The sequence below is a fragment of the Roseateles sp. GW821-FHT09H10 genome, from assembly GCF_059415865.1.
On record NZ_JBWKOB010000005.1, the window covers coordinates 455,138 to 481,701 of the forward strand.

Consider the following 26,564-nt stretch of genomic DNA (forward strand, 5'->3'; position numbering starts at 1 on the left):
TGCACCCTTCGCGCTGCGCGCTGTCCCGCCAGGCGGGAGCTGAGCGCCTTCGGACGGCCGGGCGGCGCTCATGCGGCCTCCCGCGCATCGGCATAGCGTTGGGCCATCAGGGCCTCCTCGAGGCTGGCCGTGGCCGGCTCGGCCTCGGCGAAGGGCCGCGACGGATGCGCCATGCGCACCTGCACGCGGCCGGCCTGGGGCTGGGCCTGCAGCACATGCACATGGCCCTTCAAGGCTTCATAGTCGGCCGGCGCCAGCTGGGCCGTCCAGACCTTGCCGGCGGCCCGCGCCAGCACCGCCTCGGGCGTCTCGAAGGCCACCAGCCGGCCCTGGCGCATGACGGCCAGATGCGTGGCCATGTTCTCGATGTCCGACACGATGTGGGTGGAGACGATGACCAGGCGCTGGCGGCCGAGGTCGCCCAGCAGGTGACGAAAGCGCAGCCTCTCCTCGGGATCGAGGCCGGCCGTGGGTTCGTCGACGATGAGGACATCGGGGTCGTTCAGCAGGGCCTGGGCGATGCCCAGGCGCTGGCGCATGCCGCCCGAGAAGCCGACGGCGGGGCGATGGGCCTGCTCGTGCAGGTTCACCAGCTCCAGCAGCTGCTGCAGGCGCTGGCGGTCGGCCACGCCCTTCAGCGCCGCGAAATACTGCAAAAACTCCAGCGCCGTCAGATGCGGGTAGACGCCGAAGTCCTGCGGCAGATAGCCCAGGCGCTGGCGCATCAGCTCGGGCCTGGCGACGATGTCCTGACCCTCCAGCAGGATGCTGCCGCGGGTCGGCTTCATCAGCGTCGCCAGCATCTGCATCAGCGTGCTTTTTCCCGCGCCGTTGTGGCCGATCAGGCCAACGACGCCGGGCTTCAGCTCAAGGGAAACATCTTCAACGGCATGGAGTTTTCCGAAGCTCTTGGTGACGTTCTGGATCTGCAGCATGGCCGCCTCCTGTTTTGATCTGGAGCGCAGGTTAGGCAGGCACGGCCGGATCTCAAACGGGCAGGCGACAGGCCGTCGATGGCGGGGTTCAGGCGGAAAAAACCGCGGCCTGAGCCGGAGCGAAGATGCCGGCATTGCCGTTGCTGGAGGCCCTCATGCCCCGCCTGATCCGCCGACATGCGATGCTGCTCTGCCTCGCCACGCTTGCCAGCTGCGCCACCATGACTTCAGCCTCGCCCGAAGCCCGCGCCGACCTCGCGCCCACCGGCCGCCTGCGCGCCGTCATCAACCTCGGCAACCCCATCCTGGCCCGGCGCGATGCGGCTACGGGCGAGGCCGCGGGCGTCTCCGTCGACCTCGCGCGCGAACTCGGCCGGCGGCTGGGCGTGCCGGTGGCGCTGACCGTGGTGCAGTCGGCCGGTGAATCGTTGGACGCCCTGGCCGGCGGCCAGGTGGACGTGGGCTTCTTCGCCATCGACCCCAAGCGCGCCGCCACCACGGCCTATTCGGCACCCTATGTGCTGATCGAAGGCGCCTATCTCGTGCGCCAGGACTCGCCGCTGCAGGCCAACGAGGAAGTGGACCGACCCGGCGTGCGCGTGGCCGTCGGCGCACGCAGCGCCTACGACCTGTATCTGACCCGCGAGCTGCGCTCGGCCAGCGTCGAGCGCGCGCCCACCTCGCCCGAGGTGGTGGACCATTTCGTCACCCACCAGCTCGACGTGGCGGCCGGCGTGAAGCAGCAGCTGCAGGCCGATGCCCGCCGCCTGCCGGGCCTGCGCCTGCTGCCTGGGCGCTTCATGGTCATCGAGCAGGCCATGGGCATGGCCAGGGGCAAGCAGGCGGGCGCCGCATTCCTCAGTGCCTTCGTCGAGGAAGCCAAGGCCAGCGGCTTTGTCGCCGCGGCCCTGCAGCGCCATCACATCAACGGCGCCACGGTCGCGCCGCCACGCTGATTCAGTCAACGACGCCGAGCAGCGGCCCGAGGTCCTTGAGCTGGTCGTTGCGACCCAGGCCGGGCGAATAGAGGCTGGAGACGGCGCCGTCGAGATAGAGGGCGTCACGGCAATGCAGCGCGTCGCGGAAGTAGCTGGCGAACTCGTGCAGCGTGACGGGCGTGTCGCTGATGACGAAGACCGCTTGCGCGCCGAGAGCGCAGACCCCGTTGCGGATATAGCGCGAGGCCGAGTTGGGGTTGAAGCCCGGGTGGATCTCGCCGTGCTTCAACAGCAGCGGGCCGGACTGGGTCGCATGGCGCACGCCCTCATGGGACGCCGGGTAGTCCAGCGCATCGACAACGCGCGGCCCCTGGGCGTCGATGAGGAAGACGCCGTTGGGCTTCAGAAAGAAGTTGCCCTGGCCGGCCTCGAGATTGAGGGGCGCGATCTCGCGCCCGTCGATGACGAGCAGGCCGACGGGGCTGGCGTCGGCGTGGTACATGCCGGCATTCATGCCGAAGGCCAGGCTCTTGCCCTGGCCCTGGAGCCAGGCCGCCAGCCGGTGCAGGCGGCGCAGCGGCCGGCCCTGCTCGTCCTGCCAGTACAGGCCGAGCTTCTGCGTGGCGGTGTCCACGCGAATGACGGTGTAACGGCCTTGTGCCATTGCCACCGTGCAGCCCAGGGCGAGCGCCAGCGCCAGCAGGCGCTTCATCGCAGGGGCCTCAGCAGTTCGCGCAGCCCGTTGATGTCCAGCTCATGCATCAGCGCCAGCAGCCGGCCGATCTCGCCCTTGGGAAAGCCCTCGCGCGCAAACCAGGCCAGGTAGTTGCTCTGCAGGTCGGCGATCAGCCGGCCCTGGTGCTTGCCAAAGGGCATCTCGGTCTTCACGAGCTTGAGCAGGTCGTCTGGATTCATGTCTTGAGGCGATAGCCCACACCGGCTTCCGTCACCAGCCATTGCGGCCGATTGGGATCGGCCTCGAGCTTCTTGCGCAGATTGGCCATGTGCACGCGCACATAGTGCACGTCCTCGGCATGGCCCGGGCCCCAGACGGCCTTGAGCAGGTGCTGGTGGGTCAGCACGCGGCCCGGCGCCGTGGCCAGCTCCTGCAGCAGGCGGTACTCGATCGGGGTCAGATGCAATTCCTCGCCAGCCTTGGTGACGGTGCGCAGGGCACGATCCAGGGCGATGTCGCCGAAGCGCAGCACCGGGTCGGCCTCGTTGCCACCGCCGCCATTTCCTCGAGTGAAGCGGCGCAGCTGCACGCGCACCCTTGCCAGCAGCTCGGCCACGCCGAAAGGCTTGACGAGATAGTCGTCGGCGCCGGCATCCAGGGCCTGCACCTTGCGTTCCTCGCCCTCGCGGGCCGACAGCACCAGGATGGGTGCCTGCGACCAGCCGCGGAACTCGCGGATGAAGTCCAGGCCATCGCCATCGGGCAGGCCCAGGTCCAGCACGACCAGCTCGGGGCGGCGCGTGGCCGCGTCGATGAGGCCGCGCTTCAGCGAGGCCGCCTCGAAGACCTCGATGCCCTCGCTCTCCAGCGCCATGCGCACGAAACGCCGGATCTCCGGCTCGTCCTCGATCATCAACACGCGAGCGGCGCTCACTCTGGCTTCTCCTGCGGGGGACGGCCGAGCGGAAGTTCCACTCGCACACAGGCGCCACCGGTCGCGACATTGTGGGCGCTGATGAGGCCGGCATGCGCCTCGACGATGGCCTTGCAGATGGCCAGGCCCAGGCCGACGCCGGGCGTCGCGCTCTCGCGGTCGCCGCGCTCGAACTTGTCGAAGAGTTGCATCTCGCGGCCGGCCGGAAAGCCGGGCCCCTGGTCGGCCACGTCGATCTCCACATGCCGCCCGGCGGTGCGGGCGGCGATGCGGATGCCTCCTTGCGAATACTTGGCCGCGTTCTCCAACAGGTTGACGAGGACGCGTTCGATGAGCACGGCATCCAACGCGACGAGCGGCAGCTCGGGAGGCAGGTCCACGGCCACCTCGCGGCCGGCCAGCGCTTCGTCCAGGCTGGCCAGGGCGCTGCCCACCACCTCCTGCAGCGGCAGCCAGTGCAGTTTCAGCTGCACAGTGCCGGACTGCAGCCGCGCCATGTCCAGCAGATTGCCGACCAGGGCGCTCATGCGCAGGGCCGAACGGCGCATGGCATCGGCCACCTCGGCCTGCTGGGCCTGCAGCGGCGTCAGCTTCAGCGCATCGGCCAGGCCGACCAGGGCGGCCAACGGCGTGCGCAGATCGTGGGAAATGGCCGTCAGCAGCGAATTGCGCAGGCGCTCCGATTCGATCTGCAGCGTGCTGTGCTGGGCCACGTCGATGTAGTGGATGCGCTCCAGCGAAATGGCCAGCAGGGCCGCGCAGGTGTCGAGCAGCTCGCGCTCCTCGGCTGACCAGCGCCGGCCGGCCCCTTCGACCGCCAGCACGCCGCGCAGCCGCATGGGCGCCTTCAGCGGCAGCATCAGGCAGGGGCTGGCCGGCAGGGTGTCCGTCCCCTGCCCCGCCGCCTGGCCATGATCGAAGGCCCATTGGGCGACGCCGATGTCGGGCTGGGCCGTGCCGCCGGGCAGCACCGCCAGCACTTCCCGGCCAGCATGGGCCGCCATGGGGGGCGCCAGCACGGCGGAGGCGGCACCGAACTCGGCGCGCAGGAAGCGCGTCGCGATCTCGGCCACCTGCTCGGGCACCAGGGCCGCGCCGAGGTCGCGCGACATCGCATACAGGCCACGCACGCGGCGCTCGCGCTCCTGGGCCGCCCGCGCCTGCGCCTGCAGGCCCGCGGCGAGCTGGCCGATGACCAGGCCGACCAGCAGCAGCACGGCGAAGGTGACCAGGTATTGCGCGTCACCCACCGCGAAGGACCAGCGCGGTTCGACAAAGACGAAGTCGAACACCGCCACGCCCGCCAAGGCGGTCAGCGCCGCCGGCGCGCGGCCGAAGCGCAGCGCGACGCCGACGACGTTCAGCAGGTAGAGCATTGCGATATTCGTCGGCGCGACGAAGCGCAGCAGCGCCAGCGCCATGAAAGTCGTCAACCCGACACCGAGCAGGGCCGCCGCGAAGCCGCGCAGGGTGTGGGGCGCCAGCAGGCTGCGCGCCGGCAGCAACAGCGGTGCGGCGGGTTCGCGCGCAGCGGTGGGCAAGGCCACCTGCAGCACGTCCATGTCCTCGGCCAGGCGGTTCAGCACCTCGGCCAGCGAGGGCCGGCCCGGCCAGCGCCAGGCCTGCTCCCGCCGGCCGACGACCAGGCGGGAGAGGTTGTGCTCGCGCGCATAGCCCACCAGGGCCGCACCCACCTCGGGGGCCGACAGCGTGGCCGTGCGCGCGCCCAGCGACTGGGCCAGCGCCAGCGTGCGCTGCACGCGCTGGCGCGCCGCCTCGGTCTGGGCGCGGGCCGTCTCCACATGCACGGCATGCCAGTCCAGGTCCAGCTGCCGGGCCAGGCGGGCGGCGCTGCGGATGACCTTGTCGCTGGCCGCGCCCGGGCCTACGCAGGCCAGCAGGGACTCGCGGTTGGGCCAGACGACGCTCGCACTGTGCTCGCGGCGCCAGGCCTGCATCTGGTCGTCCACGCGGTCGGCCGTGCGGCGCAGGGCCAGCTCGCGCAGGGCCAGCAGATTGCCCTTGCGAAAGAAATTCTTCGCGGCCCGCTCGGCTTGTTGTGGCAGATAGACCTTGCCCTCCTTGAGGCGCTGAAGCAGCTCGTCCGGCGGCAGGTCGACGACGACGACCTCATCGGCCTCGTCAAAGACCTTGTCGGGCAGGGTCTCCCAGACACGGATGCCGGTGATGCCGCCCACCACGTCGTTGAGGCTCTCCAGATGCTGGACATTCAACGTCGTCCAGACCTCGACGCCGGCCTCGCGCAGCTCCTGGGCGTCCTGCCAGCGCTTGGCATGGCGGGAACCGGGCGCGTTGCTGTGGGCCAGTTCGTCCAGCAGCAGCACCCCACCGGGCTCGGCCGCGCCCCAGACCAGCGCCGCATCGAGGTCGAACTCGCGCAGGGTCTGGCCCTTGTGCGCCACATCGCGCAGGGCCAGCCGGGTCAGGTCGCGCGCAATGGCTTCCGTGTCGGCACGGCCATGCGTCTCGACGACGCCAACCCGCACCGCCCGGCCCTGCTTCTGCACCGCATGGGCGGCGGCCAACATCGCAAAGGTCTTGCCGACGCCGGCATTGGCGCCGAAGAAGATCTTCAGCCGGCCACGCCTGGCCGCGGCCTCGTCGCGCAGCACCTTGGCCAGCAGGGCATCGGGGTCGGGCCTGTCGTCTACAGCCATTGCAGACGCTTGAAGCGCCAATACAGGGCGCTACTGACCACCACGATGACGCCCAGGGCCATCGGATAGCCGAAGGCCCATTTCAGCTCGGGCATCTTCTCGAAGTTCATGCCCCAGATGCCGGCCAGGGCCGTGGAGGCCGCGAAGATGGCGGCCCAGGCGGCCAGGCGCTTGGTGACCAGGGATTCGTCGATGGCGACCAGGGTCAGGTTGACCTGGGTCGCGGCGATGATGGTTTCACGGGCGGCGTCGATGCTGGCCTGGATGCGCAGCAGGTGGTCATAGACGTCGCGGAAATAGTCCTGCATGGCCTTGCAGACGGCCGGCACGCGGCCACCGTGCAGCTTCCCGGTCACCTCCAGCAGCGGTGTGACGGCATGGCGCAGCGTGGCCAGCCTCTGCTTCAACGCGAACAGCTTCTGCACGACGGCCTGGCGGTCCTGGCCGGGCTGGAACATGGTCTCTTCCAGCTTCTCCAGCTCCGCCTCGATGCCGTCCATCAACGGGAAGTAGCGGTCCACGACGGCATCCATCAGCGCATACAGCACGAAGCCCGGCCCCTGGCGCAGCAGCTCCGGCTCGCGCTCGGCACGGCCGCGCACGCCCAGGAAGCCCTGGTCGCTGCGGTGGCGCACCGACACGACGAAGCGCGGGCCGACGAAGACATGCACCTCGCCCACCTCCAGCCCGTCGGGGCCGTTCTCCAGCAGATGCATGGCGGCAAAGGTGATGTCGCCGTACTCCTCGACCTTGGGACGTTGCTGGCCCTTGCGGGCGTCCTCCACGGCCAGGGCCGGCAGGTCCAGTTCGTGCTGCAGGCGGTGCAACTCGTCGTCCGTCGGGTCGCGCAACGCGATCCAGACGAAGCCGGACTTGATGGCCTCCAGCGCTTCGGACACGTCGTCCAGATCGGGCTCGGCCACCATGCGGCCATCGTCGTAAACGGCACTGTTGATCAGCATGGCGATCCGCGTGAAGTCATCGTGCGGTCATCGTCTCACGGTCCAGGGCCAGATTCAGTGCCAGGACGTTCACCCGCGGCTCGCCGATGAAGCCCAGGGCGCGGCCCTCGGCATGGGCTTGCACCAGGGCCTTCACGCGCTCCAGCGGCAGGCCACGCACACGGGCCACGCGGGCCGCCTGGTAGTCGGCTGCGGCACGGCTGATGTGGGGATCGAGGCCGCTGGCCGAGGCGGTCACCAGGTCGACTGGCACGGGCCCGTCGTTGCCCGGGTCGGCGGCACGCAGGGCTTCGATGCGGGCCTTCACCGCGTCCACCAGGGCCGGTGCGGTCGGCGCCAGGTTGGAGCCGGCGGACGCGCCGGCGTTGTGGGACATCGGCGCCGTGGCCGACGGGCGGCCCCAGAAGTGGCCAGGGTCGGTGAACTGCTGGCCGATGAGCGCCGAGCCGACGGCCTTGCCGTCCTGGACGATGAGGCTGCCGTTGGCCTGGCTGGGGAAGACCGTCTGCGCCACGCCGGTGACGACGAGGGGATAGGCCAGGCCGGTGACGAGGCTGAGCGCGACGAAGAGCGTCAGCGCGGGGCGGAGGATGGGGTCCTGGGTCATGGCGAACTCCTTCAGAAGACCTTCTTCAGGCCGACGACGAGGCGGGGCTTGCCCAGGTCCTTGCCGTTGGCACCGACATAGCCGTCGGCATCCGTGCCGACGATGGCGCCGCTGACGACCAGGCCGGAGAAATCCTTGGCCAGCGTCAGCGACCAGTCGGTGTAGGAGGCGGCGGCAGTGCGCTTGACGGTCTGGTGGCCGACGTGGGGCGTCAGCGTCATGCCCCCGCCGACATCGAAGTTGGCCGACACGTCGAAGTAGCCGGAGCCCTTGCTGTCGGCAAAGCCGAACAGGTTGCTCGTGCTGTGCGAGTACTTGGCCGTGACGACGCCGAAGCTCAGCGCGCCATAGACCTCCAGCGTGTCGGGGCTGACGGCGAGCTTGTGGCTGGGGTAGACGTACTGCAGCAGGCCGACGTCCAGCGTCAGGCCGGGCGCGACCTCGGTCTTGTAGCCGCCATAGAGGTCGATCTCGGCCTGGGCGTCGCCGCCGGCGTCCTTGATCCACTTGATGGTCGATGCCCAGGCGCCCACGTAGAAGCCGCTCGGCGCGGCGTAGTCCAGGCCGCCTTGCAGAGCGGGCTTCAGGCGCGTCTGGGAGATGCCGCGGTAGCGGTAGTCGCTGGTGATGCTGGCGTTGAAGCTCAGCGGGCTGGCCTCCTGCGCTAAGGCGGGAGCGGCGAGGGTCAGGGCGAGAACGGAAACAAGAGTTTTCATGGGATTGGGAAAGAGAGGATTCAGGCCAGGCCGAGGGCGACCAGCACGAGGTCGATGGCCTTGATGCCGATGAAAGGCACGATGACGCCGCCCAGGCCGTAGACCAGCAGGTTGCGACGCAGCAGCGCGGCAGCGCCGATAGCGCGGTAGCGCACACCCTTGAGGGCCAGCGGGATCAGCACGACGATGATCAGCGCGTTGAAGATGACGGCGCTCAGGATGGCCGAGCTGGGGCTGGCCAGCTGCATGACGTTCAGCGCGCCCAGCTGCGGGTAGGTCGACACGAAGGCCGCCGGCAGCACGGCGAAATACTTGGCCAGGTCGTTGGCGATGGAGAAGGTCGTGAGGGACCCGCGCGTCATCAGCATCTGCTTGCCGGTCTCGACGACCTCGATGAGCTTGGTGGGGTTGCTGTCGAGGTCCACCATGTTGCCGGCCTCTTTCGCGGCCTGGGTGCCGGTGTTCATCGCGACGGCCACGTCGGCCTGGGCCAGCGCGGGCGCGTCGTTGGTGCCGTCGCCGGTCATGGCCACCAGCCGGCCTTCGCCCTGGTGCTCGCGGATCAGCGCGAGCTTGGCCTCGGGCGTGGCCTCGGCGAGGAAGTCGTCAACCCCCGCTTCAGCGGCAATCGCGGCCGCCGTCAGCCGGTTGTCGCCGGTCACCATCACCGTCTTGATGCCCATGCGGCGCAACTGGGCGAAACGTTCCTTGATGCCGGGCTTGACGATGTCCTTCAGCTCGACGACGCCCAGCACCTGGACCCCATCGGCCACCACCAGCGGCGTGCTGCCGCGGCGGGCGGCCTCATCGACCGACGCCTGCACGCTGGCCGGCCAGCGTCCGCCCAAGGCCTCGACATGGGCACGCACGGCGCTGCCGGCGCCCTTGCGGATCTGGCGCTCGCCCAGGTCCACGCCGCTCATGCGCGTCTGGGCGGTGAAGGCGATGAACTCGCCGCGATCGGCGGCCGTGACAGCTGCGCCGAAATTGCGATCCGCCAGCGCCACGATGCTGCGGCCTTCGGGCGTCTCGTCGGCCAGCGAGGCCAGGCGGGCCGCGTCGGCCAGCTGGGCCTCGGAGGTACCGGCCAGCGGCCAGAAGGCATCGGCCTGACGGTTGCCCAGCGTGATGGTGCCGGTCTTGTCCAGCAGCAGCACATCCACGTCGCCGGCGGCCTCGACGGCACGGCCCGAAGTGGCGATGACATTGGCCTGCAGCATGCGGCTCATGCCCGCCACGCCGACGGCCGACAGCAGGCCGGCGATGGTGGTCGGGATCAGGCAGACCAGCAGGGCCACCAGCACGACCAGGCTGACCGGCTCGCCCGCGCCGGCCACGGCCACGCTGAACTGCGAGAACGGCAGCAGCGTGGCGCAGACGCCCAGGAAGACCAGGGTCAGCGCGACCAGCAGGATCGTCAGCGCGATCTCGTTGGGCGTGCGCTTGCGCTGGGCGCCCTCCACCATGGCGATCATGCGGTCGACGAAGGTCTCGCCGGGGTTGACGGCGATGCGCGCGACCACCCAGTCCGACAGCACGCGGGTGCCGCCGGTCAGCGCCGAGAAGTCGCCGCCGCTCTCGCGGATGACGGGGGCGGACTCGCCGGTGATGGCGCTCTCGTCCACCGAGGCGACGCCGTCCACCACTTCCGCATCGGCCGGCACCACGTCGCCGGCCTCGATGAGGACGATCTCGCCCTTGCGCAGGCTGCCGGCCTCGCGCGGATGCCATTGCAGCGCGTCGCGCGCGAGGCCCGGCTTCCAGCCCTCGGCGACCTTGGCCCAGGTCTCTTTCTTGAGGCCGCGCAGCGACGCTGCCTGCGCCTTGCTGCGGCCCTCGGCCAGGGCCTCGGCGAAGTTGGCGAACAGCACGGTGAACCACAGCCACACCGTCACCGCAGTGACAAAGCCGTTCGGCTGCGCGACGGACAGAGCCGTCGTGAACAGGCTGCCGAGGTAGACGACGAACATCACCGGGTTGCGCAGCTGCGTGCGCGGGTCCAGCTTGGTGAACGCGTCCGCGAGTGCGGCGCGCGTCAGCTTGGGATCGAACAGGGGAAAGCCAGCGCGTTTCATTGAGCGCTCCACAGGATCAGGTGCTCGACGACCGGGCCGAGGGCCAGGGCGGGCACATAGTTCAGAAGACCGACCAGCAGCACCACGCCGATCAGCAGCGCGATGAACAGCGGGCCGTGCGTGGGCAGCGTGCCCTCGCCCGCCGCGAGCCGCTTCTTGCCCGCCAGCGAGCCGGCCAGGGCCAGCACCGGCAGGATGACGCCGAAGCGGCCCACCCACATCACCACGCCCAGCAGCAGGTTGTAGAAGGGCGTGTTGGCCGACAGGCCGGCGAAGGCGCTGCCGTTGTTGTTGCCGGCGGACGAGAGCGCATACAGCACCTCGCTGAAGCCATGCGCGCCGGGTGCTGCGATGCCGGCCTTGCCCGGCGCCACCGACACGGCGACGGCCGTGCCGATCAGCACCGCCAGCGGCGTCAGCAGGATGGCCAGCGACACCATCTTCATGTCGAAGACCTCGATCTTCTTGCCGAGATATTCGGGCGTGCGGCCGATCATCAGCCCGGCCACGAAGACGGCCAGCAGCGCGAACACCAGCATGCCGTACAGGCCCGCGCCGACACCGCCGAAGACGACCTCGCCGAGCTGGATCAGCACCAGGGGCACCGCACCGCCCAGCGGCGTGAAGCTGTCGTGCATCGCATTGACCGCGCCGCAGCTGGCGGCCGTCGTGATGGCGGCGAACAGCGCCGACGCGGCGATGCCGAAGCGCGCCTCCTTGCCTTCCATGTTGCCGCCCGGCTGCGTGGCGCTGGCCGCCGCGTCCACCCCCAGCTTGGCGAGCTGCGGGTTGCCGGCCTGTTCGGCGCCGGTCGCGATGACGACAGCGACGACGAACATCGCCGTCATCGCGCCCAGCAGGGCCCAGCCCTGGCGCATGTCGCCCACCTGCCGACCCATGACGAAGCACAGCGCCGCCGGAATCAGGAAGATGGACAGCATCTGCAGCGCATTCGTCGCCGCACTCGGGTTCTCGAAGGGATGGGCCGAGTTGGCGTTGAAGAAGCCGCCGCCATTGGTGCCCAGCATCTTGATGGCGAGCTGCGACGCGACCGGGCCGACGGCCAGCGTCTGCGACTGGCCGCTGACGTCTTCCATGACGGGCTGGCCGTCGGCGCCCTTCAGCGGCTGGCCGTCGGCGCCGGCCTTGGGCACCTGCCAGGTCTGCGCCTCGACGGTCGCGATCGCCTGGGAGGGCTTGAAGGTCTGCACGACGCCCATGCCGGCCAGCACCAGCGCGAACACCAGCGACAGCGGCAGCAGCACCCACAGCGTGGCGCGCGTGAGGTCGGCCCAGACATTGCCGATGGCCTGCGCACCATGGCGGGCGAAGCCGCGCAGCAGCGCCATGACGACGGCGATGCCGGTGGCGGCGGACAGGAAGTTCTGCGCCGTCAGCGCCAGCATCTGCGTCAGATAGCTCATCGTCGTCTCGCCGCCATAGCCCTGCCAGTTGGTGTTGGTGACGAAGCTGATGGCGGTGTTGAAGGCCGAGTCGGGTGACACGGCACCCATCCCCTGCGGGTTCAGCGGCAGCAGGTGCTGCAGGCGCTGCAGCGCATAGACGGCGACAACGCCGAGCACATTGAAGAGCAGCAGGCCGAGGGCGTAACGCAGCCAACCCTGCTCGGCGTCGGCAGTGACGCCAGCCAGCTTGAGCAGGCCACGCTCGATGCGGTTCAGCCACGCGATGCGGCCTTCCATGACGGCGTGAATCCAGCGCGCCAGCGGCCAGGCCAGCGCCAGCAGCACGACGAGGAAAGCGATGAGCTGAACCCAGGCGGAAGAACTCATGACAAGTCCTCCGGGAAGAGCAGCGCCCAGAACAGATAGCCCACCAGCCCGACGACGAGGATGGCGGCGGCGAGCTCGAAGCCGCTCATGACTTCCTCCCGCTCGCCAACTTGTCGCAGCCCCAGGCCGCGAGCCCGGTCAACAGTGCGAGAGCCGCACCCAGACCCAGAAAAACGATGTCCATGACACCTCCATTGCGATGGAGGTCATTCTGGAAATCGGGCCGTCAAACCGCCGACAAGAAGGCGGCGGGCGGCATCAAGAAAGTATCAAGAAGACGACTTGCCGATGGCGAGCTGGGTGATATCGATGCCGCGCTCCCGCGCGATCGCTTCCAGCACCGGCAGCAGCGGACCGAGCTTTTCGTCCAGCGCGTCTCGCACGGTGTCAACGACGACCTGGGTGCTGCGCTCGATCTCGATGTGGATCGCGTCGCCGACGTCCTTGGCGCCGAAGGTCGTCATGCGCAGGGTCTCGGGAATGAGCCAGACCTCGAACCAGCCCGAGCCGTCGCGCTCGCGGTGGGCCTCGGCCACGGTCAGGCTGCAGCCATTGACGCCGATATAGCCCTTGGCAAAGACATAACGCATCCACGGCGCGGGCAGCGCGAAGCGGATGACGTGGTTGTTGTCGGGTTTGCGGATGGCCGAGATGCGGGCCGACACATCGACATGGCCGGACAGCGGATGGCCGCCGATCTCGACGCCCTCCTTCGCGGCGCGCTCGACGTTCAGGCCGGAGCCCACCATCAGGCCGCCCAGCGTCGTCAGGCGCAGGGTCTGGGCCATCACGTCGAAGCTGGCCACATCGGGCGCCGGGCGCTCGGTGACCGTCAGGCAGACGCCGTCGCAGGACACGCTGGCGCCAATGGCCAGCTCTTCGTCAAAGCCCTGGGGGAACTTCAGGTGCACGGTGTGCAGGCCCTCTCTAGCCTCGATGGATTCGACGCGGGCGACGCCCTGGACAATGCCTGTGAACATGGAAAACAGGCCCCCAGGGAGGCCTTGATGAAAACGTTCGGATCAGCTTACCAGTTGGCCTCGCGGTCCGGTGTCGCTCCAATCTTGTGGATGGACAGGTCGGCGCCTTCGAACTCCTGCTCGGCGTCCAGGCGCAGGCCGGTCATGCGCTTGATGACGCCGTAGACGACGAAGCCGCCCGCCAGCGCCCAGGCCACACCGCCCAGGGTTCCGATCAGCTGGGCCCCGATGCTGACGCCACCCAGGCCGCCCAGGCCCTGCTGGCCGAAGATGCCGCAGGCGATGCCGCCCCAGGCACCGCACAGGCCGTGCAAGGGCCAGACGCCCAGCACGTCGTCGATCTTCCAGCGGTTCTGGGTCAGGGTGAAGAACTGCACGAAGAGCCAGCCGGCCACGCCGCCGGTGACCAGGGCGCCCAGCGGGTGCATGACGTCCGAGCCGGCGCAGACCGCCACCAGGCCGGCCAGCGGGCCGTTGTAGGCAAAGCCGGGGTCGTTGCGGCCCAGCAGCACGGCCACCAGCGTGCCGCCGGCCATGGCCATCAGCGAGTTGACGGCCACCAGGCCCGACATCTTGTCCAGGGTCTGGGCGCTCATCACGTTGAAGCCGAACCAGCCCACCGTCAGCACCCAGGCGCCCAGGGCCAGGAAGGGGATGCTGGAGGGCGGATGGGCGCTCATCGCGCCGTCCTTGCGGTAGCGGTTCAGGCGCGGGCCGAGCAGCAGCACGGCCGCCAGGCCGATCCAGCCGCCCACGGCATGCACGACGACGCTACCGGCGAAATCATGGAACTCGGCGCCCGTGGCGGCCTTCAGCCAGGCCTGGATGCCAAAGGCCTGGTTCCAGGCGATGCCCTCGAAGACCGGGTAGATGAAGCCGACGATGACGCAGGTGGCGGCGAGCTGCGGACCGAAGCGCGCCCTCTCGGCAATGCCGCCCGACACGATGGCGGGGATGGCAGCCGCGAAGGTCAGCAGGAAGAAGAACTTGACCAGCTCATAGCCGTTCTTCTGCGCCAGCTGCTCGGCACCGACGAAGAAGTGGGTGCCGTAGGCGACGGCATAGCCGACCAGGAAATAGGCCAGCGTGGACACGGCGAAGTCCACCAGGATCTTGACCAGGGCATTGACCTGGTTTTTCTTGCGCACGGTGCCCAGTTCGAGGAAGGCAAAGCCCGCATGCATGGCGAGCACCATGATGGCGCCCAGCAGGATGAAGAGCGCATCCGCGCCCTGCTTGATCGATGTCTCCAACGCAGTCTCCGGCCGCCGGCTCCAGACTTGGGCACCATGCACCAAGCCGAGACGGATCGCACCGAAATTGCAAATTCGATGCCCGCTTTCAAGGCATGAATTGCGCGTCGGCTGGCACCACGCCAGAGCGGTCAGCCCTTGTTTGGTGCCTTTGATGCACTCTTCTCGAACAATTCCGCACTGAATCCGAGCGTCCAGTGGCCGTCCGGCCATTGCACGACAGGCCGCTTGATGACGCTGGGCTCGGCCTGCATCACGGCCATGGCTGCGGCGTCGTCGGTCACGCCGGCCTTGGTGGCCTCGTCCAGCTTGCGCCAGGTCGTGCCGGCGCGGTTGACGATCCGGTCGCGGCCGAAGGCCTGGATCCAGGCGGGCAGCAGCTCGGCCGGGACGCCCTGCTTCTTGAAGTCATGGAAGGCGACTTCCAGGCCCTGGCCGGCCAGCCAGGTGCGGGCCTTCTTGACGGTGTCGCAGTTGGGAATGCCATAGACGGTGATCATGGGCGGCAACTTACCATGGCCCCATGATCGACTGGCTCGATGACGCAACGCTTGAATTCCCGCCCAGCCACCGCGCCCTGGGCGCCGACACGGACGCGCCCGGCCTGCTGGCCGCCGGCGGCTCGCTGACCCCCGAGCGCCTGGAGGCCGCCTACCGCCGCGGCGTCTTCCCCTGGTATGGCCCCGGCCAGCCGCCGCTGTGGTGGGCACCCGACCCCCGCATGGTGCTGAAGACGGCCGACTTCAAGCTGTCGCGCTCGCTGCGCAAGACGGTGGCGCGCTTCGCCGGCACGCCGGGCTGCGAGATCCGCGTCGATTTCGATCGCGCCGCCGTCCTCAGGGCCTGCGCCAGCGTGCCGCGCGAGGGCCAGTCGGGCACCTGGATCGTTCCCGAACTGCAGGCCGCCTACCTAGCCTGGCCGGCCATGCACAGCGTCGAGACCTGGATGGAGGGCGAGCTGGCCGGCGGCCTCTATGGCGTCAACCTGGGGCGCATGTTCTATGGCGAATCCATGTTCATGCGCCGCACCGACGCGTCCAAGATCGCCCTGTGCGCGCTGGTCTGCCTGTGCCGCGAGTTCGGCATTCCCTGGATCGACTGCCAGCAGAACACCCCCCATCTGGCGTCCCTCGGCGCGGCAGAAGTCCCACGCTCGGCCTTCGAGGACCATCTCGCCACCCATGTCGGTGAAGCCACACCCGGGCCCTGGACCTATCATCCAGGCTACTGGGATCGGCTCCTGCTCAATTCGACGTGACACACCCCAAAGAACTGCCGCTCGCGCAGATTCAGTTCTATGCCACGGCAGCCTACCCGTGCAGCTATGTGTCGGGCCGCCAGGCGCGCTCGCAGGTCGCCACCCCCAGCCATCTGATCCACGCGGACGCCTATTCCAACCTGGTGGCCGCGGGTTTCCGCCGCAGCGGGCTGTTCACCTACCGCCCCTACTGCGACCAGTGCCGCGCCTGCATCGCCCTGCGCGTGCCGGTGGCCAGCTTCGAGGCGACGCGCTCCCAACGCCGCGCCTGGAAGGCCCACAGCCATCTGCAGGCCAAGGTCATGCGCCTGGGCTATTCGCCCGAGCATTACGCGCTGTACCTGCGCTACCAGGCCGGCCGCCACTCCGGCGGCGGCATGGACCACGACAGCGTCGACCAGTACACCCAGTTCCTGCTGCAGTCGCGCATCAATTCGCGCCTGGTGGAGTTCAGGGAAACCATGCCCGACGGCAGCACGCCGCTGCGCATGGTCTCCATCCTGGACATCCTCAACGACGGCCTGTCGGCGGTCTACACCTTCTACGACCCCGACGTGGCCGGCAGCCTGGGCACCTATGGCGTGCTGTGGCAGATCCAGCAGGCCAGGGAGTTGAAGCTCAACCACCTCTATCTGGGCTACTGGATCGAAGAGAGCCCCAAGATGGCCTACAAGGCGGGCTTCAGGCCCCACCAGATCCTGCAGAACGGGGTCTGGACGGACGCTGCTTAGACCAGCACTTCGACGACGTCCGGATGGCCGAGGAAGCCGGCCGGGCTGGCGCTGCGGCCATAGGCACCGCTCTGGTAGACCAGGGCCAGGTCGCCGATTTCGCCCTTGGCCATGTCCATGCGGTCGGCCAGCAGGTCCAGCGGCGTGCAAAGCGGGCCGACGACGCTGGCGGCTTCGGTCGAGGACTCGGTGCGGCCCTGCGGCTCGACCGAGGCCGGGTAGTTCTTGCGCAGCACCTGGCCGAAATTGCCGGAGGCCGACAGGTGGTGATGCAGGCCGCCGTCGGCCACCAGGAAGACCTGGCCGCGCGAGACCTTGCGGTCGACCACACGGCTGACATACACGCCGGCCTCGCCGACCAGATAACGGCCCAGTTCGATGACGAGCTTGGCGGCCGGCAGATCGGCCTTGGCGCGCGCCTGCAGGGCAGCCAGGTTGTCGGCGATGGGTGACAGGTCCAGGCGGGTCTCGCCGGGGAAATAGGGGATGCCGAAGCCGCCGCCCAGGTTCAGGAACTTGACCGGCGAAGGCGCGGCTTCGGCCAGGCGCAGGGCCAGTTCGTAACTCTTCTGTTGCGCGTCGCAGATGGCCTCGGCCTTGAGGTTCTGCGAGCCGGCGAAGAGGTGGAAGCCTTCAAAGGCGATGCCATCGCCCTTCAACCGACCCACTTCAGCCAGCACTTCCGGCAGGGCCTCGGCGTCGATGCCGAACTGCTTGGGGCCACCGCTCATGCGCATGCCCGAGCCCTTGAGCTCGAAGTCGGGGTTGACGCGCAGGGCCACGCGGGCCGGCAGGCCCAGGCGCTGGGAGGCCCGCGCCAGCGGCAGCAGCTCGCGCGCCGATTCGACATTGACCAGCACGCCGGCCGCCACGGCCTGGCCCAGCTCGATGTCGCGCTTGCCGGGGCCGGCAAAGCTGACCTCGTGCGGGTCGGCGCCGGCATTCAGCGCCACCTGCAGTTCACCGGCCGAAGCCACGTCGATGCCGTCGACCAGGCCCGCCATCCATTGCACCAGGGCGGGCATGGGATTGGCCTTCATCGCGTAGTGCAGCTCGATGCCCTTCGGCAGGGCAGCGCGCAGCTCGGCGACGCGGCGCTGAAGCAGGCCGCGGTCATAGGCATAGAAAGGCGTCTGGCCGACGCGCTCGGCGAGCACCGACAGGCGCTGGCCGCCGATCAGCAGTTCGCCGTCAGCATTGCGTGGGAAGAGGACGGGGGCATGCTCGAGGGCACGCTTGGGGGCGGTGGGTTCGCTCATGCGGGGTGGCGTTCAGCCCAGTCGGTCGACAGGGTCTTGCGGTCGATCTTGCCGTTGGGGTTGCGCGGCAGCGGGCCCGAACGGACGTCAATGCCGTGGGGAACCATATAGGCGGGCATGCGGGCCTTGCAGGCGGCGGTCAAGGCGGCCAGGTCCAGGGCGGCGGCGCCCTCGGGCGGCGTCGCGATGACCTGGATGGCCTGGCCCAGGGTGTCGTGATAGACGCCGAAGGCCACGCATTCGCCGACCAGGCCGGTGGCGTAGAGGATCTCCTCGACCTCGGTGGGGCTGACGCGATAGCCCGAGGTCTTCATCATCTCGTCGCGGCGGCCGACGAAGTAGAGGAAGCCTTCGGCGTCGCGCTTGACCGTGTCGCCGGAGAACACGGCGAACTCGGGCAGCTGCAGGCCGCCCTCGCGGCCGCCCACACCGACCGGCAAGGGCTTGTAGCGCTCGGCCGTCTTCTCGGCATCGTTCCAGTAGCCCAGGCCCACCAGAGCGCCGCGGTGCACCAGCTCGCCCGGCTCATCCGGCGCGCATTCGCTGCCGTCCTCGCGCAGCACCAGGATCTCGGCATTCGGGATGGCCTTGCCGATGGAGTCGGGGCGGCGGTCCACCTCGGCGGGCGGCAGATAGGTCGAGCGGAAGGCCTCGGTCAGGCCGTACATCAGGAAGGGCTGGGCCGAAGGCGCCTTGGCGCGCAGCAGGTCCAGCGTGGCGCGCGGCATGCGGCCGCCGGTGTTGGCGAAGTAGCGCAGGTTGGCGTCGATGGCGGCGGGCCATTCGAGCTGGGTCAGCTGGATGTACAGCGGCGGCACGGCGGTCAGGCCCGTCACCTTCTCGCGCTCCATGGCCTTGAGCACGTCCTTGGGCAGCAGATAGTTCAGCAGCACGACGCGGGCGCCGCTGTGGAAGGCCGTGGTGAGCTGGCTGAAGCCGGCATCGAAGGACAGGGGCAGCGCGGCCAGCAGGGTGTCGCTGGCGCGGTTCTCCAGGTAGCTCGCCACGCTCTTGCCGCCCGCCACCATGTTGCGATGCGACAGCACGACGCCCTTGGGGCGGCCGGTGGAGCCGGAGGTGTAGAGGATGGCCGTCATGTCGGTGTCGATGACGCGGTGGCCGGCGCGGGCGGGCGAGGCCAGCAGCTGGGCCCAGTCATGCACGGGCACCGGGGCAGAGCCGGTACCGCTGGTCAGCACCACATGGCGCAGCGACGGGCATTGGGTCAGCACCTCGCCCAGCTGGGACAGGCGCTCGGGCGACGTCACCAGCACGCGCACGTCGCAGTCGCGCAGGATGAAACCGACCTGATCGGGCTTGAGCAGGGGGTTGAGCGGCACGAAGACGCCGCCCGCGGCCGGGGCGCCAAAGCTGGCGACGACGGTCTCGAAGCGCTTTTCCAGGTAGATGGCGACCCGTTCTCCGCGGGCCAGGCCCAGCTGCATCAGGCCGCTGGCAAAGCCGCGCACGGCGGTGTCCAGCTCGCCATAGCTCAGCGTGGCCGCGCCATGGGTCAGGGCCGGGGCGTCGGGCGTGCGCTCGGCGGCGACGGCCACCAACTCGTTCAACAGCGTGGATTCGGGCATGGACAGGGGACGCATCTGGGTCAAAAAAGTATCTCACGCGCCCCCGAGGCCAAGGGGGCGCCGCCCCCGGAGGCAAGGGGGCGGCCGGCTAAACTGCGCGGCTGCTTTTTTGGACGCTAGACCCCATGGACAACGCCCAGGTCCTCAGCCATGTGCTGCGGCTTCTCGACGACGTGCTGAGCCTGAACGGCCGCGCCCAGACCTTCACCCGCGACACCGCCCTGCTCGGCGCCCTGCCCGAGCTGGACTCCATGGCCGTGGTCAGCCTGATCACCGGGCTGGAGGAACAGCTCGGCCTGGTCGTCGACGATGACGACATCGACGGCGACACCTTCGCCACGGTCGGCTCGCTGGCGGACTTTGTCGCCGCCCGCCTGGGTTGATCCCTCACCCCGACGTCTTCTTCCTGCCCGCCGCCGGCGGCGAGCAGCGGCTTTGCCTCTTCCATGCGCCTGCCTCGGAATATCGGGGCGCGGCGCGCAGCCGGGTGCTCTATCTGCACCCGTTCGCTGAGGAGATGAACAAATCGCGGCGCATGGCCGCCCTCGCCTGCCGCGCGCTGGCTGAAGCCGGCCATGCCGTGCTGCAGATCGACCTGCGCGGCTGCGGCGACTCGTCCGCGGACTTCGGCGACGCCGCCTGGGCCGACTGGCAGGCCGATGTGCGCCTGGGCCTGGCATGGCTCGACGCCAAGATTCCGGACGCGCCGACCTGGCTCTGGGGCCTGCGCGCCGGCGCGCTGCTGGCCGCTGCCGATTGGGGCCGCCCGGTCAACTACCTGTTCTGGCAGCCCATGACCAGCGGCAAGCTGGCCCTGCAGCAGTTCCTGCGCCTGAAGCTGGCTGCCGAGATGGCCAGCGGCGCCAGCAAGGGCCTGATGGAGGCGATGAAGACCGAACTGGCCGCCGGCCGGCCGGTGGACATCGCCGGCTACCGCCTCGGCTCGGCGCTGGCCTCGGGCCTGGAAGCCGCCAAGTTGGCGCCCGCCGGCGCGCCGGGCCGCGTCGAATGGCTGGAACTCAGCACCCGCGAGGACGCCACGCTCACGCCGGTCAGCGAACAGGCCATCAAGAGCTGGGGCGAGGCCGGCTGGGCCGTGCGCCCGCGCATCCTGCAAGGCCCGGGTTTCTGGGCCACGGCCGAGATCGAGCTGGCGCCAAGCCTGGTCACCGCCACGGTGGAGGCTTTGGCATGAAGGAATCGGTCCTCAGCTTCGCCTGCGAAGGCCAGCCCCTGGTCGGCATCCTGGCCGAACCCGAGGGCGCAGCGGCCGAGGTCGGCGTCCTCATCATCGTCGGCGGCCCGCAATACCGTGCCGGCAGCCACCGCCAGTTCACGCTGCTGGCCCGCCATCTGGCCGCCGAGGGCTTTGCGGCGCTGCGCTTCGACTACCGCAGCATGGGCGACAGCGGCGGCGAAACGCGCGACTTCCTGGCCGTGGACGCCGACATCGCCAGTGCCATCGACGCGCTGCTGAAGGCGCATCCGTCGCTGCAACGGGTGGTGCTCTGGGGTTTGTGCGACGCCGCATCCGCGGCCCTGCTGTATCTGCACAACCACCGCGACGCCCGGGTGGCCGGCCTGGTGCTGGCGAATCCCTGGGTTCGCTCGGCCGCCAGCCTCGCCAAGACGCATGTGAAGCACTATTACTGGCAGCGCATCCGCCAGCGCGAGTTCTGGGCCAAGCTGCTCAGCGGCCGCGTGGGGCTGGGCTCGGTCGGCGATCTCGGCGCGAATCTGCGCCAGGCGGCCCGCGCCACACCCGCCAGCGGCTTCCAGGACCGCATGGCGCAAGGCCTGCGCGGCTTCGACGCCCCGGTGTTGGTCGCACTGAGTGGCGATGACTACACTGCCAAAGAGTTTGTCGACCTCAGTTCCGAATCACCGGCCTGGCAAGGGCTGCTCGAGCGCCCGCTGCTGCAAAAGGCCTTGTTCCCGGATGTCGACCACACCTTTTCCAGCGGCGATGCCGCCCAGGAATTGAACGCCGCAACCACCGCGTGGTTGTTGAAACATTTCTGCCAGCACTGAACGCCGATGTCCAAGATCTCCTTCAGCAGCATGCAGGGTTTGCCTATCCTGCGCGGGGCATTTCTCCTGGCATTCATGGCCGGGGCGCCGCTGGTATCCACGGCCCAGACCGCCCTGGATGAAGCCAATCCCTGCGGACCGCTCAGCCAGAGCCATTACGGGCCGTTTGACTACCGCACCGCCAGCCTCGGCCAGAAGGCCATCGTCGAGAACGCCCATTTCCGGCGCGAGACCTATGTGAATCTGAAGGGCACCACCGGCTACCCCGGCGGCGACATCAACTACACGCTGCGCTCGTTTCCCAATCACTACCGCGCCCTGGACGCCATGCAGCGCCTGGCCGAACTGGAAAAGAAGGACCCGCCACGGGGTGCGATGTACACCGTGGAGTGCTACTACGAGCGTGCGCTGCGGTTTGTGCCCGACGACAAGGTCGTGCGCCTGCTGTATGTCAATTTCCTGGTCAAGCGCAAGCGCGCGGACGAAGCCCTCAAGCATCTCGACTATGTCGTGACCTCCAGCCCGGACGAGGCCTTCACCCAGTACAACGCGGGCCTGCTCTATGCCGACCTGGGGGCCTGGGACAAAGCCCTCGCCCAGGCCCATCGTGCCATGGCCATGGGCCTGCAGAAGGCCGAGCTCAAGCAGCGGCTGGAGAAGGAAAAGCGCTGGGTCGAGCCCGCGCCGCCGGATGCGGCTGCTTCGGCTGCTTCGGCTGCCTCGCAATGATTGTCTGATGTGACGAACACGCCGCCTCTCGTTTCGGTCGTCGTCCCCTGCTTCAATGCCAGCGCCTATATCGCCGCCACGCTGCGCTCCGTGGTCGCGCAGGCAGGCGTGGAGCTGGAGCTCATCGTCGTGGACGACGGCTCCAGCGATGACTCCGTGGCCGTCGTGGCCAGGGAGTTTCCGCACGCCCGACTGATCCAGCAAGCCAATGCCGGCGTGGCCAAGGCGCGCAATACCGGCATCCAGGCGGCAAGCGGGGACTGGATCGCCTTCGTCGACGCCGACGACATCTGGCTGCCCGGCAAGCTGGCCGCCCAGTTTGCGGCGATGGCCCAGCACCCCGATTGCCGGATGAGCTACACCGCCTGGCAGATCTGGTCGAGCGTGGCGCCTGAGCCCGATCCGCAATGGCTGCGTGATCTGCAATTGCAGGCCGACGACCCGCAGCGCTGGCAAGGGGCGACGGGCTGGCTCTATCCGGAGCTGCTGCTCGACTGCGTGGTCTGGACCTCCACGGTGCTGGTGCATCGCCAGGTCCTGGATCAGGCCGGGCTTTTCGACCCGGAGCTGCGCATCGGCGAGGACTACGACCTGTGGCTGCGCTGCTCACGCATCACGCGCATCGAGCGTGTCGCCCATCCCTACGCCCTGTACCGCCACCACCCGACCAGCATCACCCGCTCGGCCCCGACCAGGAACTACCGCGGCCTGGTCGTGCAGCGCGCCCTGGACGCCTGGGGGCTCAAGGGCCCCGACGGCCGCATGGCCGATCGCCAGGCGGTGCACAGCGCACTCGCCAAGAGCTGGAGCGACTACGCTGCCGCCCAGCTGCGCGCCGGGCTTTTCTCTGCCGCCCGAAGCAGCGCCCGGACGGCGCTGCGCTGCGATCAGCGCCACGTGCCTGGCTGGAAAGTCCTGATCCGCTCCTGGCTGGGCCCGCTGCTGCCGCGCGTGAGCGCGAGCAACTGACAGGCCAGCCAGCAACCACCGAAATGACGGCAGCGAAACAATGAAAATAGCACTTCTATGCTCGGGGCTCGGCCAGGTGATGCGCGGCCACGAGGTCTTTGCCAAGGATGTCTTCCAGTTGCTGCGCAACGATCTCGACATCACGGTATTCAAGGGCGGCGGCACCGAAAGCGCGCAAGAGGTGGTGATCAAGACCATCCCGCGCTACTCCAACATGCTGGATGGCATCACGCCGCTGACCAGCGAGAAATGGAAACAGAGCGCCATCGAGATGGAGCGCGTCCGCATTGAAACCACCAGCTTTGCGTGGGGCGTGCTGCCGCATCTGCTCAGCGGCAATTTCGACATCATCCACTGTCTCGAGGAAGAGGTCTGCAACGAACTCTGGTCGCTGCGCCATCTTTTCAAGAAGACGCCCACCATCGTCTGGTCCAACGGCGGCGCGCTGAAGGCCGCCGAGATTCCGAATTGCGACTACGTCCAGGAGTACACGCAATACAACTACTCCACGAGCATCCGGCACAAGGCTTTTGTGATTCCGCATGCCGTGGATCTGGATGTCTTCAAGCATCGCCCGGATGACCGGCTGGCATTTCGCCGTGCCAATGGCATTCCCGACGATGCATTCGTCGTCATCACGGTCGGCACCATCTGCTATTGGCACAAGCGCACCGACCACATCATCAAGGAAGTGGCCAAGGTGCCGAATGCCTGGCTGCTCGCCGTCGGCCAGAGAAACCAGGACTCCGACGCGATCCAGGGCATGGCCGAAAAACTCATGCCCGGCCGGACGGTCTTCAAGACCCTGCCGCACGGCGAATTGCCGCAGGCCTATGCCGCCGCCGACGTCTTCACGCTCGGCTCGCTGTTCGAGACCTTCGGCATCGTCTACATCGAGGCCATGGCCGTCGGCCTGCCCGTGATCAGCACCGACCACGTCAACCAGATCGACATCGTCAAGGACGGCATCTTCATCGACATGCGCAAGGAAGGCGCCCTGGCCCATGCCCTCACGGCCACCACGGCCGCCGAGTGGCAGCGCCTCGCGGCGGCCAGCCGCAGCAATGCCGAGAAATACTATTCCATCGGCCAGACCAAGCAGGCCTACATCCAGCAGTACCAGAAGATGCTGGCGAACCCCGGCCAGCTGCCCGCCTTCACATGGCGGCATCGCCTGGCCGGCACCATCAGCGGCACCTGGCGCCACATCAAGCGCCGCTGGCGAGTCATGCCGTGAACCAGCCCCTCACGACGACCAGGAAAGACACGCATTGGTCCGTGGCGCGGCTGAACCCGGCCGAAGGGCTGGGTGCGCACCGCGGCGCCTGGGATGTCCTCAACCAGCGCCTGATGGCCGGCCACGGCATGCTCGACAGCGCCTTTGTCGACGGCCTGCTGCGCCATTTCGGCGAGACCGGCGTGCTGCTGGCCCGCGCCGATGTGGCCGGTGAACCCGTCGCGCTGCTGCTGCTGAGCGCCCAGGCGCGTGGCCTGGGCGTGTGGTGCAGCTTCCTGCCCTCGCAGACGCAGATCGGCCCCAGCTTGATCACGCCCGGCCTGGACCTGCGCGGCCTGTTCCCGCTGCTGCCCGGCTATGCCAGCGAGCTCGATCTGCTGTGCAACGACCCGCGCTTCGGCGACCTGCGCGAACTGCCCGGCCTGCCCGTGAAGAGCCAGCCGCATGCGCTGACCATGAGCGTCCACCTGCGCGGCAGCTTCGACGACTACTGGGCGCAGCGGCCGCGCAAGCTGATCCAGAACATGCGCCGCTACCTGCGCCGGCTGCAGTCCGAGCCCGGTGGCGAGCGGCTGGTGGTGGTCAGCGCACCCGAGGACATCCCGGCCGCCGTGGAGCGCTATGCGGTGCTGGAGTCCAGCGGCTGGAAGGGCCGCGAAGGCACGGCCATCAGCAGCGACAGCCCCCAGGGGCGCTTCTACGTCGAGGCCATGCGCGAGTACGCCACGCGCGGCCAGGCCCTGGTCTACGAACTCTGGCACGGCGACGACCTGCTCGCCTCGCGCATGCTGTTGCTGCGCGACGGCATGGCCGTCATGCTGAAGACGGCCTTTCACGAGCAGTTCGAGCGCTTTGCGCCGGGCCGCATCCTGCTGCTGCGCACGCTGGAAGACCTGTTCACGCGCGCGCCCGGCGGGGTCGTCGAGTTCTACACCAATGCCGAGGCCGACCTGCTGGCCTGGTCGACCTCGCAGCGCTGGATCAACCACGTCAGCGTCTACCGCCACCACGGCCTGCCCGCCCTCTACGGCCTGCTCAGGCGCGGCGCGCGCGGCTGGCTGCGGCGCGGCAAGCAGCCGGTCGACACCGAGATCATGGTCAACCGTAGCGGCGCCAGCATCGACACCTATGTGCATGTGCGCGAGCTGCCCGCCGACGCGCTCGCGCTGCTGAGCAGGGCCGAGCAAAGGCATGTCGAGTTCGGCGCGGACTGGCATGCCAACCTGATCGACCATGTCTACGCCCTCCAGCCGCAGACGCACGAGGTGCGCCTGCATGTGCTGCGCCGCCAGGGCCGCGTGCTGGCCGTGCTGCCGGTCGTGGCGCAGACCGGTGCGCTGGGCCGCGAGGTGAGCGCGCTGTCGAATTTCTACACGGCCATCTACTCGCCGGCACTGGACGAGGACGTCGAGGCCGAGGACCTGCTGCCGCTGACGCGCGCCCTGCGCAGCGGCGGCGCCCGCGCGGCGGCCTATCGCTTCTCGCCCATGGACCCGGACTCCCGCGAGTTCGGCGTGCTGCAGCGCGCGCTGGGCCTGGCCGGCCTCAGCGCCCACAGCTACTTCGCCTTCGGCAACTGGTACGAACCGGTGCGCCAGGGCTGGGACGACTATCTCAAGGGCCGCAGCGGCCAGGTGCGCAGCACCATCAAGCGCAACGCCAAGAAGTTCGCGGCCGAAGGCGGGCGCCTGGAGATCGTGCGCGGCGGCGACCGGCTGGAAGCCGGCCTGGCGGCCTACCAGGCCGTCTATGGCCAGAGCTGGAAGGTGCCCGAGCCCTTTCCCGACTTCGTGCCCGGCCTGATCCGCCTGTGCGCCGCGCGCGGCTGGCTGCGCCTGGGCCTGGCCTGGCTGGGCGACAAGCCGGTGGCGGCGCAGATCTGGATCGTCGCCAACGGCCGCGCCGACATCTACAAGCTTGCCTACGACGAGGCCCACAAGGCCCTGGCCCCCGGCACCCTGCTGACGGCCCTGCTGATGGAGCAGGCCATCGACGCGGACAAGGTGCAGGAGATCGACTACCTGATCGGCGACGATACCTACAAGGCCGCCTGGATGAGCCAGCGCCGCGAACGCTTCGGCCTCGTCGCCTACGACCCGCTGACGCTGCGCGGCCTGCTCGGCCTGGCGCGCCAGGCGGTCGGCGCCACCTGGCGGCGCCTGCGCACCAAACCCGCGCCGCGCCCCGACAATCCAGCCGCCTGAATCCCGAGCGACA

Annotated in this window: 26 protein-coding genes; 10 read left to right on the plus strand and 16 right to left on the minus strand. The window is 69.0% G+C overall.

What is annotated here, in order from left to right; translation table 11 throughout:
* Nucleotides 1-68: 68 nt before the first annotated feature.
* Nucleotides 69-935 carry an ABC transporter ATP-binding protein gene (locus AC07OY_RS23260; RefSeq protein ID WP_495044950.1) on the minus strand — a complete coding sequence of 289 codons (867 nt, stop codon included), beginning with the start codon at nt 933-935 and terminating at the stop codon, nt 69-71.
* A 221-nt stretch (nt 936-1,156) separates the two neighbouring features.
* On the opposite strand from AC07OY_RS23260, the gene AC07OY_RS23265 reads away from it, so the two are divergent.
* The gene (locus AC07OY_RS23265) at nt 1,157-1,891 is read left to right on the plus strand and encodes an ABC transporter substrate-binding protein (RefSeq protein ID WP_495045057.1); all 735 of its coding nucleotides are present in this window, start codon (nt 1,157-1,159) and stop codon (nt 1,889-1,891) included.
* A gap of 1 nt (nt 1,892) precedes the next feature.
* On the opposite strand, the gene AC07OY_RS23270 is transcribed toward AC07OY_RS23265, so the two are convergent.
* The 13 genes from AC07OY_RS23270 to AC07OY_RS23330 all read right to left on the minus strand — a co-directional run bounded on the left by AC07OY_RS23270 (nt 1,893) and on the right by AC07OY_RS23330 (nt 15,047).
* Nucleotides 1,893-2,585: a phosphodiester glycosidase family protein gene (locus AC07OY_RS23270; protein ID WP_495044951.1), complete on the minus strand. Its 693-nt coding sequence runs from the start codon at nt 2,583-2,585 to the stop codon at nt 1,893-1,895.
* A complete protein-coding gene (locus tag AC07OY_RS23275; protein WP_495044952.1) occupies nt 2,582-2,788 on the minus strand; it encodes a DUF3820 family protein in 207 nt (68 codons plus the stop codon). The genes AC07OY_RS23270 and AC07OY_RS23275 overlap by 4 nt, the downstream gene beginning before the upstream one ends.
* On the minus strand, nt 2,785-3,462 hold the full coding sequence (locus AC07OY_RS23280; RefSeq protein WP_495045058.1) for a response regulator: 678 nt from the start codon (nt 3,460-3,462) through the stop codon (nt 2,785-2,787). The genes AC07OY_RS23275 and AC07OY_RS23280 overlap by 4 nt, the downstream gene beginning before the upstream one ends.
* A gap of 17 nt (nt 3,463-3,479) precedes the next feature.
* On the minus strand, nt 3,480-6,161 hold the full coding sequence (locus tag AC07OY_RS23285) for a DUF4118 domain-containing protein (RefSeq protein ID WP_495044953.1): 2,682 nt from the start codon (nt 6,159-6,161) through the stop codon (nt 3,480-3,482).
* Complete coding sequence (locus AC07OY_RS23290; protein ID WP_495044954.1) at nt 6,152-7,123, minus strand: magnesium and cobalt transport protein CorA; 972 nt, start codon at nt 7,121-7,123, stop codon at nt 6,152-6,154. Before AC07OY_RS23290 ends, AC07OY_RS23285 begins: the two co-directional genes overlap by 10 nt.
* 16 nt (nt 7,124-7,139) lie before the next feature.
* A complete protein-coding gene (kdpC, locus tag AC07OY_RS23295; protein ID WP_495044955.1) occupies nt 7,140-7,730 on the minus strand; it encodes a potassium-transporting ATPase subunit KdpC in 591 nt (196 codons plus the stop codon).
* 11 nt (nt 7,731-7,741) lie between these two features.
* Complete coding sequence (locus AC07OY_RS23300) at nt 7,742-8,446, minus strand: TorF family putative porin (RefSeq protein WP_495044956.1); 705 nt, start codon at nt 8,444-8,446, stop codon at nt 7,742-7,744.
* A gap of 20 nt (nt 8,447-8,466) precedes the next feature.
* Nucleotides 8,467-10,521, minus strand: a complete 2,055-nt coding sequence (gene kdpB / locus AC07OY_RS23305; protein ID WP_495044957.1) for a potassium-transporting ATPase subunit KdpB — start codon at nt 10,519-10,521, stop codon at nt 8,467-8,469.
* A complete protein-coding gene (gene kdpA / locus AC07OY_RS23310) occupies nt 10,518-12,314 on the minus strand; it encodes a potassium-transporting ATPase subunit KdpA (protein ID WP_495044958.1) in 1,797 nt (598 codons plus the stop codon). Before kdpA ends, kdpB begins: the two co-directional genes overlap by 4 nt.
* Nucleotides 12,311-12,403: a K(+)-transporting ATPase subunit F gene (gene kdpF, locus AC07OY_RS23315; RefSeq protein WP_082532572.1), complete on the minus strand. Its 93-nt coding sequence runs from the start codon at nt 12,401-12,403 to the stop codon at nt 12,311-12,313. The genes kdpA and kdpF overlap by 4 nt, the downstream gene beginning before the upstream one ends.
* Before the next feature lie 180 nt (nt 12,404-12,583).
* Nucleotides 12,584-13,294, minus strand: a complete 711-nt coding sequence (locus tag AC07OY_RS23320) for a riboflavin synthase subunit alpha (protein ID WP_495044959.1) — start codon at nt 13,292-13,294, stop codon at nt 12,584-12,586.
* 47 nt (nt 13,295-13,341) lie between these two features.
* Nucleotides 13,342-14,547 carry an ammonium transporter gene (locus AC07OY_RS23325; protein WP_495044960.1) on the minus strand — a complete coding sequence of 402 codons (1,206 nt, stop codon included), beginning with the start codon at nt 14,545-14,547 and terminating at the stop codon, nt 13,342-13,344.
* Between the two features lie 131 nt (nt 14,548-14,678).
* Entirely contained in the window at nt 14,679-15,047 is a 369-nt protein-coding gene (locus AC07OY_RS23330) for an ArsC family reductase (RefSeq protein ID WP_495044961.1), read from the minus strand.
* A gap of 23 nt (nt 15,048-15,070) precedes the next feature.
* On the opposite strand from AC07OY_RS23330, the gene AC07OY_RS23335 reads away from it, so the two are divergent.
* Nucleotides 15,071-15,805, plus strand: coding sequence for a leucyl/phenylalanyl-tRNA--protein transferase (locus tag AC07OY_RS23335; protein ID WP_495044962.1), 735 nt, complete (start codon nt 15,071-15,073; stop codon nt 15,803-15,805).
* Nucleotides 15,802-16,536, plus strand: coding sequence for an arginyltransferase (locus AC07OY_RS23340; protein WP_495044963.1), 735 nt, complete (start codon nt 15,802-15,804; stop codon nt 16,534-16,536). Before AC07OY_RS23335 ends, AC07OY_RS23340 begins: the two co-directional genes overlap by 4 nt.
* On the opposite strand, the gene AC07OY_RS23345 is transcribed toward AC07OY_RS23340, so the two are convergent.
* On the minus strand, nt 16,533-17,795 hold the full coding sequence (locus AC07OY_RS23345; RefSeq protein ID WP_495044964.1) for a pyridoxal-dependent decarboxylase, exosortase A system-associated: 1,263 nt from the start codon (nt 17,793-17,795) through the stop codon (nt 16,533-16,535). The two genes, AC07OY_RS23340 and AC07OY_RS23345, sit on opposite strands and share 4 nt — an antisense overlap.
* The gene (locus AC07OY_RS23350; protein ID WP_495044965.1) at nt 17,792-19,396 is read right to left on the minus strand and encodes an acyl-CoA ligase (AMP-forming), exosortase A system-associated; all 1,605 of its coding nucleotides are present in this window, start codon (nt 19,394-19,396) and stop codon (nt 17,792-17,794) included. Before AC07OY_RS23350 ends, AC07OY_RS23345 begins: the two co-directional genes overlap by 4 nt.
* Before the next feature lie 110 nt (nt 19,397-19,506).
* Between AC07OY_RS23350 and AC07OY_RS23355 the strand changes: the two genes are divergently transcribed.
* From AC07OY_RS23355 to AC07OY_RS23385, 7 genes are read left to right on the plus strand one after another with little or no spacing between them, the layout of a single operon-like run.
* Complete coding sequence (locus AC07OY_RS23355; RefSeq protein ID WP_495044966.1) at nt 19,507-19,764, plus strand: acyl carrier protein; 258 nt, start codon at nt 19,507-19,509, stop codon at nt 19,762-19,764.
* Entirely contained in the window at nt 19,761-20,576 is an 816-nt protein-coding gene (locus AC07OY_RS23360; RefSeq protein ID WP_495044967.1) for a hydrolase 2, exosortase A system-associated, read from the plus strand. The genes AC07OY_RS23355 and AC07OY_RS23360 overlap by 4 nt, the downstream gene beginning before the upstream one ends.
* A complete protein-coding gene (locus AC07OY_RS23365) occupies nt 20,573-21,412 on the plus strand; it encodes a hydrolase 1, exosortase A system-associated (RefSeq protein WP_495044968.1) in 840 nt (279 codons plus the stop codon). Before AC07OY_RS23360 ends, AC07OY_RS23365 begins: the two co-directional genes overlap by 4 nt.
* A gap of 6 nt (nt 21,413-21,418) precedes the next feature.
* Nucleotides 21,419-22,141, plus strand: coding sequence for a hypothetical protein (locus tag AC07OY_RS23370; protein WP_495044969.1), 723 nt, complete (start codon nt 21,419-21,421; stop codon nt 22,139-22,141).
* A 9-nt stretch (nt 22,142-22,150) separates the two neighbouring features.
* Nucleotides 22,151-23,110 carry a glycosyltransferase family 2 protein gene (locus AC07OY_RS23375; protein WP_495044970.1) on the plus strand — a complete coding sequence of 320 codons (960 nt, stop codon included), beginning with the start codon at nt 22,151-22,153 and terminating at the stop codon, nt 23,108-23,110.
* Between the two features lie 40 nt (nt 23,111-23,150).
* On the plus strand, nt 23,151-24,347 hold the full coding sequence (locus AC07OY_RS23380; protein ID WP_495044971.1) for a glycosyltransferase family 4 protein: 1,197 nt from the start codon (nt 23,151-23,153) through the stop codon (nt 24,345-24,347).
* Nucleotides 24,344-26,551, plus strand: a complete 2,208-nt coding sequence (locus AC07OY_RS23385) for a GNAT family N-acetyltransferase (RefSeq protein WP_495044972.1) — start codon at nt 24,344-24,346, stop codon at nt 26,549-26,551. Before AC07OY_RS23380 ends, AC07OY_RS23385 begins: the two co-directional genes overlap by 4 nt.
* The last annotated feature ends 13 nt before the right edge of the window (nt 26,552-26,564 follow it).